At 44.6% G+C, this 15103-nt stretch carries 8 protein-coding genes; all 8 read left to right on the forward strand.

What is annotated here, in order from left to right; translation table 11 throughout:
- Window positions 1–9: 9 nt before the first annotated feature.
- Window positions 10–3210 carry an amino acid adenylation domain-containing protein gene (locus R8G66_03020; GenBank protein ID MDW3191300.1) on the forward strand — a complete coding sequence of 1067 codons (3201 nt, stop codon included), beginning with the start codon at window positions 10–12 and terminating at the stop codon, window positions 3208–3210.
- A gap of 1 nt (window position 3211) precedes the next feature.
- A complete protein-coding gene (locus R8G66_03025) occupies window positions 3212–8386 on the forward strand; it encodes a beta-ketoacyl synthase N-terminal-like domain-containing protein (protein ID MDW3191301.1) in 5175 nt (1724 codons plus the stop codon).
- Window positions 8383–9288 (forward strand): alpha/beta fold hydrolase, encoded by a 906-nt coding sequence (locus R8G66_03030; protein MDW3191302.1) that lies wholly within the window; start codon window positions 8383–8385, stop codon window positions 9286–9288. Before R8G66_03025 ends, R8G66_03030 begins: the two co-directional genes overlap by 4 nt.
- Before the next feature lie 5 nt (window positions 9289–9293).
- Window positions 9294–11720 carry an ABC transporter permease gene (locus R8G66_03035; protein ID MDW3191303.1) on the forward strand — a complete coding sequence of 809 codons (2427 nt, stop codon included), beginning with the start codon at window positions 9294–9296 and terminating at the stop codon, window positions 11718–11720.
- Between the two features lie 99 nt (window positions 11721–11819).
- Entirely contained in the window at window positions 11820–12626 is an 807-nt protein-coding gene (locus tag R8G66_03040; GenBank protein ID MDW3191304.1) for an ABC transporter ATP-binding protein, read from the forward strand.
- A complete protein-coding gene (locus R8G66_03045) occupies window positions 12610–13422 on the forward strand; it encodes an ABC transporter permease (protein MDW3191305.1) in 813 nt (270 codons plus the stop codon). Before R8G66_03040 ends, R8G66_03045 begins: the two co-directional genes overlap by 17 nt.
- Before the next feature lie 240 nt (window positions 13423–13662).
- Window positions 13663–14145, forward strand: a complete 483-nt coding sequence (locus R8G66_03050) for a DoxX family protein (protein ID MDW3191306.1) — start codon at window positions 13663–13665, stop codon at window positions 14143–14145.
- A 103-nt stretch (window positions 14146–14248) separates the two neighbouring features.
- On the forward strand, window positions 14249–15097 hold the full coding sequence (locus tag R8G66_03055; GenBank protein MDW3191307.1) for a hypothetical protein: 849 nt from the start codon (window positions 14249–14251) through the stop codon (window positions 15095–15097).
- The last annotated feature ends 6 nt before the right edge of the window (window positions 15098–15103 follow it).

Consider the following 15103-nt stretch of genomic DNA (forward strand, 5'->3'; position numbering starts at 1 on the left):
ACTGCTCTTATGCAAGCAAACCAGACAATTGTAAACAAGCAAGATCAACTGGCTGCCTTGTTCCAAAAAAAGGGATTGGAGATACGGCCCATTAGTCATATCCAGTCCAATATTTGGTTTCAAAGCCAACTCAACCCCGACCTGAACATTGCCTACAACCTCCGAAGAGGCTTCCTGATCAAAGGACCTCTGGATGTAGAAAAGTTTCGTTCCTCTCTGCAACACATGATCATTCAGCACGAGGCATTGAGGACCATTTTCATGGAAGTCGGTGGTTCTCCTGTCAAGCTGGTTCGAGTAGCAGCTCCGACTATTGAATTGATCTTAGAGCAAATTCCCGAAGCAGAAGAACTGACCAATTTCTTACAACAAACAGCAGATATTCCCTTCGAGTTAGGCCAGGAAAACCTTTTCCGGTTCAGAATGTTTCAGTTAGCTAAAGGTCAATATGCCTTTCTGATGGTTGTGCACCACATCATCTGTGATGGGTACGCCATAGATCTGATGTTGAAGGAAATCAGTCTTGGTTATGAATCATGGACCAGTGAGAACAGCAGAATGGCTCTTCCTGAGCAAAAGGCTCAATCAGCCGCACCCTCTGTAGAATCTCTTCACTACTGGAAAGAACGTTTACAACACTTCCCAAAGCTTCATAACCTGCCAACTGACTTTACTCGCCCAGCGTCGCTGAGCTATCTGGGAGAAAAAATTACCCGGACATTTGACCAAAAGCTGACAGATCTCATCAATACCTATGTGAGGCAAAACAATACCACCCCTTTCATCGCATTGCTGTCCGTCTGGTCATTGCTCATGTCCAAAATGAGTGGCGATAAAAAGTTAGTGATCGGTTTTCCGCTAAGTACACGTGACGAAGACACCACGGACAACATCGATCTATTGGTTGAATCCATGCCCCTGGGCATTGAGATCAATGAGCAGCATACCTTTAACGAACATGTAGCCTCCGTAAGACAGCAATTCTTTCAGGCTTATTCGCATCGCAACGTTTCCTCCTCTGAGCTTTCCGAACAATTGGATCTGGAGCGCAACCTGTCCTATCATCCATTGTATCAACTAGCTTTTACGTTCCTGGAGAATAAGCAGCAACTACGGCTTCGTGATACACAAACTAACGAGCTTGCCGTTTCGAAATCCCGGATCAAAATGGACCTGGAATTCCACATTGAACTAGACCCACATAAAAACTATCAATGCAACGTCCATTATAATATTGGACTGTTCAAATCATCCACCATTGATCAATACATCAATCGGTTTCTGGCACTGGCCGAGACTTGTTTCAGACGTTCCAATCAACTACAAAGGGAGCTTCCATTGGTAAGTGAAGCGGAAGCCAAAAAATTGAGGCAATTCTCTACTGGAAAGTCACTAGCTACTCCTAATCAGTGTGTACATCAGGTTTTTGAGCAACACGCGCTGCAATCGCCAGATGACATAGCCTTGATTTATAGGGATCAGGAGATGACCTTCGTCGAACTGAACCGAATGGCTAACCAGTTGGCGTATTGTCTGCTGGATAAAGCATCGAATGAAACATTCATTGGCCTCTTCCTGGCTCCAGGACTGGAAATGATCGTTGGCATGCTGGGTGTGATGAAAGCGGGTAAAGCTTATGTACCCATTGACCCTGCCTATCCGGAAAAAAGAATTCAGTTTATCCTGGATGACAGTGGTGTCACCACACTGTTCACCAATGTAAATGAAGGCAAGATAAAATCAAGTCAATGCCTGATGCTCGCAGACTGTAGCACTTACCCGGATCACAATCCGAAGCTTGATGGCGCTCCAGAGGATCTGATCTACATGATCTATACCTCTGGTACAACCGGACTACCTAAAGGCGTACCCATTCCTCATCAGGGAATGATCAACTATACCTGGTCAAAAATAGACCGGCATAAAATTGTTCCTAAGGAATCTTCGCTTCAATTGATGAGTCTTTCTTTTGATGCGTTTGGTAGTGAAGCCTTTCCTACCTTGTTGACGGGAGGTTCACTCGTGCTCATCGATAAACTATCGGACATGAACCTTGCTGATCTTGGAAAGATCATTGCCAAACATCGTATTTCCAGGCTATCGGCGGTACCTTCTACACTGAAACTTATGCTAGATCACCTGGAATCCTATGACCTTTCTTCGGTGCGTACCATTATTCTTGGAGGTGAGAAACCGGATCAGGAGTTGTTTGAAAAAATCAAGGGACTGAAGTCAGACATTTCATTATTCAATGAATACGGGCCTACCGAAAATAGCATTGCGAGCACGAGCGGACCACTTGATCCGACAGCCACAGCAAACATCGGCGTTCCTGTGGCCAATGGAATAGCGACCCTTCTTGACGATAATGGTCTTTTGGTCCCTACAGGTATTTCTGGGGAGCTCTGCGTCGGTGGCCCAGGACTAACCTCTGGTTATTTTGGATATCCTGAGCTGACTGAGGCTAAATTCTTCACCAGTTCACTTTTCTCCGGCAAAACACTTTACCGAACAGGTGATCGGGCTAGATGGGACGATCAGGGCAATATCCATTTCATCGGAAGAACCGACGATCAGGTAAAAGTCAATGGGGTGCGAATTGAATTGGAGGAGATCCGTCAATCGCTACTGGATTTTTCTGAGATCAAGGATTGTGTTGTTGTTCCTCAAAAAGCCACTTTGGTGGCCATCGTACAACCTGAAGCAAGTATTTCGTCACTGAATATTGAAGCACTCTCGATTTACTTAGGAGAACATTTACCCCACTATATGATCCCCACTTCCTTTCGGAAGATTGATCAATTTCCCGTCACTACACACGGAAAAATTGACCTGCAGTACTTGCTCAAACACAGTTTACCTATCACTCCAATCGAGGAAACCATTAAGGGTCCCATCGATCAAGAAATGGTCAACATTTTAAAAAATGCATGGAGCAAAATATTAAGCGTGGATCAGGCCCTCATCGATCCGAGCAGCAACTTCTTCGATATGGGAGGGCACTCCTTGTTGCTTGGCAAGCTGACGTCAGCCATCAACAAAGAAACGGACCTGACCATAGATAAAACGGATTTCTTCAAATACCCTTCCATAAATGCGATGATCCGGGCAAAAAGCAATAATGGGCAAGTGAAATCAGAAGACGCTGGACCCAGCCGTGCAGAAATCCGAAAAAACCAACGCAATAAACGCCTGAAAAGACAGCAATAAGATGACAATAACAGGAATGGAAATAGCCGTAATCGGCATGGCTTGCCGATTCCCAAAGTCGAGGAATATCCAGGAGTTTTGGGAGCATATACGTGCCGGTGACGAGCTAGTGACCCAATTCTCTGATGAAGACTTGAAAACCTTCGGCGTTGACCCAAAAATAAAAGCCGATCCCGGTTACGTAGCTGCAGAAGCCATAGTCGATGAGCCGGGCCATTTCGATGCTGCTTTCTTTGGCATTCCGGATAGTGATGCGATGATGATGGACCCACAGCAACGATTGATGCTTGAAGTATCCTGGAACGCCATGGAAGATGGTGGTTATGTACCTAAGGATGCCGCTCAAAATTGTGGCGTATTCGTTAGTGGTGGAAACAATAAATACCATCTGGAAAACATCCTGACTAACCCGGAAAAGATGGATGAAATCGGAGACTTCCAGGTTGAAATTGGTAACAGTGTAAACTTCCTGGCCACCCGCATTTCTTACTTGTTCAATCTTACAGGGCCAGCTTCCGTGGTGCAAACTGCATGCTCCAGCTCGCTGGTGGCCATACATTACGCCTGCCAGGCCCTGCTCAATGGGGAATGCGATTTGGCATTGGGCGGAGGATCGAAAGTGGCCATACCTCAGCAATATGGACATGTCTATACCGAAGGGGGAGTAAAATCAAAAGAGGGGCATTGCCGGGTATTCGATCAGGAAGCCTCAGGATTTGTCAATGGAAACGGCTGCGGCATGGTCCTCCTGAAACGACTGGAAGATGCATTGGAAGACGGAGATCAGATCTATGGTATGGTTAAGGGTTCTGCCTTGAACAATGATGGCTCAGAGAAAATCGGTTATACGGCCCCTAGTATTCTGGGGCAACAGCAGGTCATCCGAGAAGCCCTGGACATGGCCGAAGTAACGCCTGAAAGCATCTCATACATCGAAGCACATGGAACAGGAACCAAACTCGGTGATCCGATCGAGATTGATGGGCTCAAGCATGTATTTCAATCCGATCAACCACATTGTGCATTAGGTTCGGTCAAAGCCAACATGGGTCACCTGGATGCTGCTGCCGGAGTGGCAGGATTTATCAAAGCGATTTTGACCTTACATCACCGGGAGATTTGCCCTCAGATCAATTTCAATGTACTGAACCCTGCGATACAACTGGACGGCTCACCTTTCTACATCGCAACGGCTGCGCAATCCCGGAAAAAACAACAACATCCGTTCAGAGCAGGTGTCAGCTCATTCGGCATCGGTGGTACCAATGCACATGTGGTACTGGAAGAAGCACCCAGACCAGTAGGAGCACCTATTACAACTCCTGAAGGTTATTCGCTGATCACCTTTAGTGGGAAAACAGAAGCCGCAACAACATTCTATGCCGAAAAACTGGCCAGTTTCCTTACTCCTGAAACCAATCTTAGCGACCTGTCCTCGAGCCTCTGGCATCAAAAGGCTCATTTCCAATACCGAACTGCTGTGGTTGCCAAAACCTTCGAGGCACTTAATCAAGCACTGAAAGATACAGAGGCATCAGTTCGTGCCTACGATCGCCCCAAAATCTATTTCCTATTTCCTGGTCAAGGTTCGCAGTACACCCACATGACGCGGGAGCTTTATGATCAAAACCTAGTTTATCGAACCCATTTAGACATTTGTCTGAAAATCCTGCACAATCTTTCCGGTACTGACTTTAAGGAGATACTGTTCTCAACCCAGGAAGAAGATGAGCGAATCCACGAGACACAATATGCACAACCCCTGGTTTTTGCAGTAGAGTATGCCCTGGCAAAAGTATTCGCTGATATGGGAGTAGTACCTGATGCCATGATCGGTCATAGTCTTGGGGAATTTACCGCGGCATGTCTCTCAGAAACACTTTCCCTGGAAGCATCTCTGGAATTGGTCCTGATCCGGTCGCGGCTGATGCAAAGCATGCCAAGAGGATCAATGGTTTCTGTATCACTCAATGGCGAAAGAAAGTTCCTTGAAGCACTCCCCGAAAGCTTGCAAATCGCGGCGATCAACAGTGAGTCGAATTACGTCATTTCCGGTGACACGCCCGCCGTAGCCTTACTCGAAGAACAATTGGCCGAAAAGTCGATCAAACACCGGCGCCTTAAAACCTCACATGCTTATCATTCACCTATGATGGCGGGTATGTTGGATGCGTTTGAATCTGCCATAAAGAAGTTTGATTATCAACCACCGAAAATTCCCTTCGTTTCTAACCTGACCGGAGAGTGGGTATCTTCATCGGATATCTCTGCCGACTACTGGAAACGTCATGTTAAACATCCTGTACGCTTTCTAGACGGTATTCGTTTATTGGATCAGGAAGAAGCTGTGTTCATCGAAGTGGGCCCCGGAAGTGCCCTCTCCTATCTCTCCAATCAAACACTTCCTGATAAGTCCATTGTCAATCTTATTCCTCCTAATGCAAAATCACCAGAACCCTTGCAGCAATTGTATGAAGGATTAGGGAAAATATGGGAATTAGGTGTTCCAATAGATTTGACAAGAACCATGCATTCGGATTCCCGCCGGATCAGGATTCCGGGTTATGCTTTCGATCACAAAAAACATTGGTTGGAACCGGGAACCCACAGTAAACCCTTTACAGGGGAATCTACGGATGAGCTCACCTACATCCCCTACTGGAAGCGCATACATTTCAGTCCGGATCAAAAACTGAAGGAAAAAAACCTACTCGTCATCGGTGATAATATCCCTGAGAGACTCATTAAAGCACTTAGAGAAAACTGTAAGCACTTGACCCTAGTAAAGTCCGGAAAGCGTTTCAGAGTCAAAAAAGATGCTTATTCCCTTGACTTTGATAAAGCGGTTCAATGTGAACAATTGCTGACTGCTCTAAAGGAGAAAAACCTACTACCCCAACATATCATTCACGGTTTAAGTATCACCAAGGGTGATCCCCGGATCACTGTCGAAAATGCCGGGATAATGCTGAACCAGTGGTACTATTCGTTATTGAATCTGCTGCGGGCACTGGGTCCGTATTCGCATCAGGGCATATCTGTTGATGTGCTGACCAATGGTGTTTTCTCTGTCCTCGGCAACGAACAGGTCACTCCTTTGAAAGCCACGCTAGCAGGCCCGGTCAAAGTGGCGCCGTTCGAATACGAAGGCCTTCGCTCCCGTCTGATCGAATGCAGTTTTGATGATTGGAAGAGATATCAACCTTTAGGAATGCAAAATCTGGTTGATTACCTCCAAAGCGACCACCAGCCAGGCATGAAAATGGTAGCGTTAAGGGGCAATACCTTCTGGGAACAAGCTTATCAGTCGGAAAAAATTCAACCAAAGCAAGACCCCTTCCGGCAAAAAGGTGTCTATCTCATTACCGGAGGTTTTGGCGGAATGGGAAGCACAATCGCCAAATTTCTAGCCGAAAATTATCAGGCCAAAGTTGCGTTATTCTCTTCCAGTTCTATTCCTCCCAGAGAACAATGGGACTTGCCTTTGAATGAAAAGGACCAACAAAAAGTATCTGTACTCCGAAGCATTGACGAGCTTGGAGGAGAGGTAATGTCTTTTGCCGTCAATATTGCCGATCACTCTTCTATGAAAGAAGCCTTTGCGGATATCTGCAGTTCATGGGGTGACATTCATGGCATTATTCACACCGCGGGAAAGGCAGATTACGGAGGTATACTTTCCAATAGGACCAATGGCAGTATTCATGAGATCCTTGAATCTAAAGTACATGGTCATTTAGTACTTAAATCACTCTCATCGCATTTAGCATTAGATTTCTTCATCAATTTCTCCTCCATAGGCAACCAGATATACGGAAAGAAATTTGGTCAAATAGGCTATAATTCTGCGAATGAATACCTCGATGCTTGTGCAACTATCAATGGCCCGGAACAAACACTCAACTGGTGTGACTGGCTGGATGTAGGCATGACTTTCGAAGCAGTAAAAAAGAAAAATGACCTGAAAGATGCCCGAGCCATTAATGCGAAAGTAATAGATGGAATCAGCCCGGAGCAAGGCGCCGCCTTGTTCAAAGAAGTGCTCTCCGGACAATTCTCGCAAACGCTCATTAGTCCCATGGACTTCCTTGGATTCATCGCAGCAAGTAATACCCAAGAAGTCAACGAAAGCGCAGCAGAAACGCATGAGTCTACTGGATATTCCCAAGTCGAACTCATTGAAAAATTGACCGGACTTTATGAGAGTTTTTTCGGAATCGAGCAACTTGACACGGAGATGGATTTCAACGATTTGGGAGGTGACTCTTTGAAGGCAGTTGTCCTTTTGGCTCGGATCAAGAAAAAATTAAAAGTCCAACTGACCTTGTCTGACTTTTATGAGCAATCCTCGGTGACAAATCTGTCGGCTTTCCTGGCAACTGAAAAATCCGAAGCCGCCATACCCATCAAAGCCGAACGATTCCTGATCTCATCTGATGCCAATCAACTTTTCGGGACCCACTATTCCACTACTTCAAAGCAGCTTACCCCTGTCATTATCTGCCCACCCGTATTTCAGGAAGAAATCGTTGCCACCCGGGCGATGGACACCCTGAGTGAACAATTGGCCATGCTCCATTATCCAGTGGTACGATTCGATTTTTCGGGCATGGGTAATTCCGAAGGAGAAGCACTTAAGCTCACCCTTACTCAATGGCAACAAAACCTGCTAGACGTCATCAAAGAAACCATAGCCCGGTATTCGTCTGATAAAGTGCATTTGATTGGGTTACGCATGGGGGCTTCATTGATGAATAACATGAAAGAAGAACTCGCACCTTTTGTTGACCAACAATGCTATTGGCATCCCATCATCAAAGGCCAGGAATATCTAAAATCACTTAATAAGTACCAGCAAATTTTCATGAAAGGATCCTTCGCTGATCCGTCCGGAAATGACCCGAAAGGATCAATATTGGAGTACAACAGCTATCAGATTTCAGCTGATCTTAAGCAAAGCATTAACGATTTTAAATTTCAATTATCAGGCCATCCTGGTAAAAAAGAGACCATTATCGTCACCCCACATAATAGATCACTTCAAGTAGAAAAGGTTGTCAATTTTATCGTTTCGGAAAGTCTGCCTTTCTGGAATAAACTAGCAACTGAAAAGGGCTATGTTCCCGAAAAAGACATAGAAGCGATCATACAATGGTCTAAAAATCTTATCTCATGAACAGCTTGCAATTAATCAAATTTCCCTCCGGTACCGAATGTTTGGTGAACGGATCAGAGTGGATCGAGAAGCGTCAATTTGGGGTAGTCTTCCTGAATGCAGGTATCGTGAATATGGTAGGACCTAACCGCATTTACACCAAACTTGCCGAAAGACTCAAGCACGAAGGTTTTCCGTCTTTCAGGTTTGATTTTTCAGGGGTAGGCAATGGGATTCAGGAAAGCAATGAGTTCACTTTTGAGGATTACCAAATCAATGAAACCACTTTTGTTTTAGAGGAGATCAAGCAGCAATTCGGAATCAAGCAATTCATCCTGTTAGGCTTATGTTCAGGTGGAGATGTGGCTTTTCGCATGGCCAGGAGTGAACACCCAATGCTATTGGGTACCATTTTGATCAATGCCTTTCTCCTTCCTCGTGAAGAGATCAAGTTGGTCCATGATGATGCGAAAAACAGGTTGGAAAAAAGGCTCCATCAACAAAACATCTTCAGTTTAAAAAAATGGGTCGGTCTCTTCCGTAAGGGCCCAAAACATCTGATCCACATCCTGAAAAAATTCACTGATTCAAGCAGCATAATAAGCCATCCATCACACACCACATCCTCACGAGACGATTCCACTTTAGTAGGGATGGATTCCCATCCCATGCTGCTCGTATATTCCGAAGGAAGTGTCAGCTATGAGGTATTTAAGAAAAAATTTTCTAAACAGTATAAAAAAATGGTGGCACACGGGGCAAATAACCTGAATTTGATGTATTTTGCTCATACTGATCACAACTTCGCTACCGTAATCAGTCAGCTGAAATTATTTGATGCTGTTGTTAATTGGCTGAAAGAGATCAAGCTAGTCTCACATTCATCCAGCGAAAAACCTGCTATTGAGAACCTATATCATTAAGAACCATGAAGCTATTATTCAGAAGAATAGGAAGACATTGGATCAATATCTCACTTAATTTTGGTAGCCTCCTGCTTGGACTGGTTTCCTTTTTGCTGATCCTCAATTACGTCATTTTCGAATACTCATACGATACCTTCCACGAAGGCTCAGACCGTATTTACCGGATGTATGTTACGGCCATGAGAGGTGATGAAGCCCTTGAAAGCATGGCGGTATTGAGCGCCCCGATCGCTCCTGAAATTCAAAAAGCTTTTCCTGAGGTGGAAGCCTCCGTTCGCATACGGACTCCAGGTAACAACGCAGGTTACAATGTAGTTACGTTTCACAACAAATCTTTTGTGGAGCGTACTGTCGCGTTTGTTGATCCATCCTTCTTTGATGTCTTTAACTTTCCTATCGTACAGGGCGATGACAAACAGCCCCTGGATGAGCCGAACTCAATCGTCATCTCTGAAGCTTACGCTAAAAAATATTTTGAGAATAAAAACCCGATTGGTCGTGTACTGAAGTTCAAAAACCTAAACTCCGAATACTTATGCAAGGTAACCGCTGTAAGTAAGGTCCCCGAGAACTCGCACCTCAACTTTGACATGTTCATTAATCTGAACACCTATTTCTCAGCATACGATCAGGAGAAAGGACGAACGGACTGGGCTGTCCACGGCTTCTATAGCTACATGAGACTGAGAGAGGGGACAGAACCGAGGGAATTTGAAAAACGATACAAGGAACATTTGGATGAGATCAATGCTTTTGCCAAAAGTATTCCTGAGCTTGATTTTTATTATTTGATGCAACCACTCGATAAAGTTCATTTCGAAACTGCACATCTCAATTATAGCCTGGAAGGTCGAAAGGTCAGTAAGGCGGCAGTAGATTCTTTATTGATGCTTAGCCTGTTGACCATTATCATTTCGTGGTTCAATTTCACCAACCTTTCGATGCATCGCTACACCCTGGGCACGAGGGATATAGCAATTCGAAAAATCATGGGTTCTAGTAAAATAAGTGCGGTAAAAAGTTACTTCTACGAATCACTCCTGGTCAGCTTTGCGGCCACTGTAGCTGCGATTTTAGTCACACAAATGATCCTTCCTTCTTTTAATGAGCTGGTTGGGTTGGACCTCTCCTACTACATCTTCAATTATCCGATCATCTGGATCTCTATGATCCTGTTTCTGCTCTCCAGTGCCATGATATCCTCAGGGGTACCAGGCATCGTGATGGCAAAAATCAATCCGATCAATACCATTCGATCAAAAAATGTATTTGTTTCCAACAAATTCACCCGAAGATTGAAAGGTGTCTTGATCGTTTCACAACTAGTTGCAATTCTGGCGCTTTCGCTAGGGTCTTACACTGTGTACCAGCAAATCAGCTACATGTTGAACATGGAGGTAGGTGCTGACATTGAAAACACCATCATTCTAAGGGAACCGATTGAGGACCGAACCGGTGACACACATGTTCAGCGATTGATCACTTTGAAGGAGCGGCTGGAAAGATCTCCTCAGGTGGAAAGTGTCTGTATTTCCAGTGACGTCCCAACCATTGACCTGACCTGGAATGAATTATACAGTTCCGATCATACGGAGACAGATATGTCCATCGGTTCATCGTGGATCGATCCGGATTTTGTAGGTGCTTACAACATTAACATTCTTGCCGGACGCAGTTTCGAGAAAGACCGTTTATCCGATAGCACCAGTGTGGTCATGAACCAGAGCGCTATGTATCTCCTTGGATTCAAGGACCCGGAAGAAGCTCTCAATTCCAATATCACGCGTTATGGACAACAATTGAAAGTCGTGGGAATCATGGATGACTACCACACCACCCCCATGCGAAAAGCACAAACCCCAGTGATCTACAATTACATCAATAGCGGTAAATACCAATATGTATCTGTGAAATACAATTCAAACTCTTTGCGGGCGATAGATACGGTCACTGAAAGTTGGGAAAGTGTCTACACAACCCGTGAAGGAATGGAGTTTTTCTTCCTCAATGAGCATTTCGGCATGCAATATGATTCTGAAAAATACTTTGCGAAGGTCATGTTGGTGTTGGCACTGATCTCCATCATTCTAGGTGTATTCGGTATATATGGCATTCTGCACAATGATATTGCCGCCAGAACGAAGGAGATCGCGATGCGAAAAGTGTTGGGCTCTACAAACCTCAATGTCATTTTCGTACTCTCTAAGGAAATTCTTCAATTTGTATTGATTGCTACTGTATTAGGTTGGGTTTTGATCTACTACATCATACGTCAGTGGCTGGAGAACTATGCCTATAGCATAGACATGCCAGTACTATCCTTTTTCCTTGGGGGGCTATTGATCCTGCTGATCGCAGTGCTTTCCATCTTATCCAATGTATTTTCTGTTGTAGGGAAAAAGCCTATTCAAGCGTTGAAAGCTGAATAGACACCACATCCACGAAATAATACATATTCAAGATTTTTAATGATCCTGGTCAATTGGCCGGGATCATACCTTTCTCCGCTTTAACCGTCAAGCCTAGTTATGATCATTGATGTCAGGGACGTAGTGATGAACTACCCCATACCAAAAAGTTATAAAGATTGGCTTATCAGGCCTTTTGCGCCCAGAAAGAAAGTTACCGCATTGCACCCATGTTCGCTTACCATTGAACGGGGAGATAAAATTGCGTTCCTAGGAGCGAACGGAGCAGGAAAAACAACACTCTTAAAGCTCATTGGTGGACTCTTGTATCCGACATCAGGTGAAATTCTGGTCAACCATTATCAGACTCAAAAGCAAAACATGCAGGCCCGTCAAACCATCGGATTCGTGTTGAATGAAGAGCGTAGTTTTTATTGGCGACTGACAGGCAGGCAGAACCTTGAGTTTTTCGGAAAACTGGACAATCTAAAGGGTGAAGCGCTTCACCAAAAAATCGATGAATTGCTCGATCTGGTCCAGTTAACCGCTCATGCCGAAAAAGATTTTGCTGGCTACTCTTCGGGTATGAAACAGCGACTTGCGATCGCACGGGGGCTGCTTGCAGATCCTGAAGTACTGATCCTGGATGAGCCCACCCGCACACTCGATCCTATCGGAAAGGAAGAAGTCATCGCCCTGATCAAAATGAAGATCCATCAACAATTGGATCGAACCCTACTGATCGCAACACACGATCTTGAAGAGGCCCAGGCTATGTGTAATAAGATCATCATCATGAAGGCGGGCAAAATATTGCATTATGGCACGACCGACGCCATTCTAGCACAATATGGCAGCTTACAGGATTACTACTTTGAAATGATCATGGGACAACCTACACCTCGTTATCATGAACTTCTGGCATAAGGCAAAGGCTTTCATCATCAAAGACTTCATCATTGAGACGAGCTACAAAGTGAGTTTCGTGATCCAAATGTTTGGATCCATTTTACCGCTGGTCTCCTTCTTCTTTGTTGGGAAACTGGTCGAGGAAGGATCGTCAGAAACGCTGGCCAAATATGGAGGAGAATACTTTCCATTCGCGCTGATTGGTATCGCTTTCACCAGATATTTCCAATTAGCAGTAACCACATTTTCCGACAGCATGCGTCGTGCTCAGATGGCTGGCTGCCTTGAATCAATCCTCAGTTCTCAGACCAATCCTAAGGCAATTGTTCTCAACTCTGCACTGTACAGCTTTCTGTCTGCCGCAGTTCAACTGATACTGATCTTTGTTGTAGGAAGCCTATTTCTTGGATTCAGTTTTGAAAACATCAATGTATTCGCCACTTTGGTCACCTTCATCGTTTCCGTTTTGGCTTTCATCAGCTTTGGCATGTTCGCAGCTGCAGGGACAATTATCTTCAAGAAAGGCGAGCCGTTTGGTTTTGTATTCAGCCATTTAAGTGCCATCCTTGGAGGTGCCTATTTCCCCATCACCCTGATGCCCAATTGGCTTGAAACCATATCATATGTTTTCCCGATCTACTATGCCTTAGATGCACTGCGACTGACCATACTGCAAGGGTATTCTTTGACCATGATCGCCCAGGATCTATATATTATCTGTGGCATGACGCTTATCTTTTTCCCATTGAGTCTCTACTTTTTTGAGTGGGCCGTTGAAAAAGGAAAACGAGAGGGAACATTGATCCAATACTAATTTCCATCAAGCAATAACAAACTAATACAACAACTTTTCTCCCTCAAAATCCCCTCTATTGCTTCAAAATTCCACACATCCAGGAGGTAACCCCTCCTAACCCACTCTTTTTCGATAAAGTACAAAAACTGTCCTTAGATTTACACTCATGTCTTGTTGAGGACTTGCTGGGAAACAGATTGATGGTAACTTTCGGTTACTTGTTTGTATTTGTATTCCACCGCTAAAAAATCCTCAAACATGAATCCATTTAAAGGCCAAAGTTTTAAACGTCGAGACCTGTCACATTGGATACCTCGACTTATTGTGGCCATTATCATCGCGCAAACACTTCCTGCCAAATTCTTAGCCGTTCCTGAAAGTGTCTGGATCTTCGATCAACTTAATATGGAGCCTGGTGGCAGGATCATCATCGCGATCTTTGAATTGATCGCCGTTGTGGCCCTGGTTTCCAGACATTACATTATTGGTGCCATCATATCACTTAGCATCATCAGTGCTGCCAATTTCTATCACTTCACCGTTCTGGGACTTGAAGTTAATAATGATGGAGGTCTACTATTCATTTTCAGCATCATCGTTGTGATGTGCTCTCTTTGGGTTGTGATGTACTGGAACTTATTCCACAACTCCCGCAAAGCAAGACTGAATCGATTGGAAAAAGAGAATATTTATGTAGACCATCACCTCATCGAGGAAGATGCAGACCTTCAAGGGAAGTAGTCATTACAAATGGTCGTGTTCACGCTAAACCTCATTATTGTATGAGTTGGTGCTGAACCAATGATGGACTTATTCATTTAAACGAATAAGTCATTTTTTTTAAATGAAAAATCTACTATTCGTCCTTTCACTGTTTTGTTTCATCCAATCCTCAGCCCAGGGACCCTGGGCACCGGGAAAAGGTCATGGATACACACAACTGCTCTTCAATCTCATCCCGCCTTACTCCCAGGTTTATGATGGCGGCAGCACCACCAGGGAAGTAGATCGGGAGATATTTGACTTTACGGTGGCAGCTTATGGAGAATTCGGTATCTCTTCGCGATTAACCGTTGGAGCAACTTTGCCATTCATATTGGTTTCCACCGGCGGCACAACAGATCCGATGAATACAACCCCAAACCTTCCTTCCGATAATTTGGCTGCTCCTGGTAACATCAGCCTGTTCAGTAAATACACCATTTTGGACCAATCGGTGAAAGTGGCATTGATCGGACAAGCAGACCTTCCTACCAGTGATCGTGATGCCGAAACAGGACTTTCAACAGGTGTCAATGCAACTACCCTCCAACCCAAACTATCCATTGGTGGTGGACAAAAAAGTTGGTTCGCTTATGGTTTCTTTGGATATGGCTATCGCGCCAATGATCATCATGATTTTCTAAGTTTTGGTATTGAAGGAGGCTTGAAAGCCAGTGAAGATTTCACCGTAATCCTGAACATCAACCGTTGGCACAACCTCGACAATGGTGACCCTAATGTCGACGCTCCCAATATCATTGAAACAGGTCTTTATACCAGTTTTCAAGAGTACAACGCTTTCCTTCTCAAAATCTTTGCTGAAGATTTATTTTCCAAAGGGTTTGGCGGGTTTGCTTCCCTTGGCGGAGGCTCAGGGACATCTGTAGCAGCCTCCCCTGCCATCAGTTTGGGGCTTTTCTATAAGTGGTAGTTTGCT

This window comes from Cytophagales bacterium, from assembly GCA_033344775.1.
GTDB lineage: Bacteria > Bacteroidota > Bacteroidia > Cytophagales > Cyclobacteriaceae > JAWPMT01.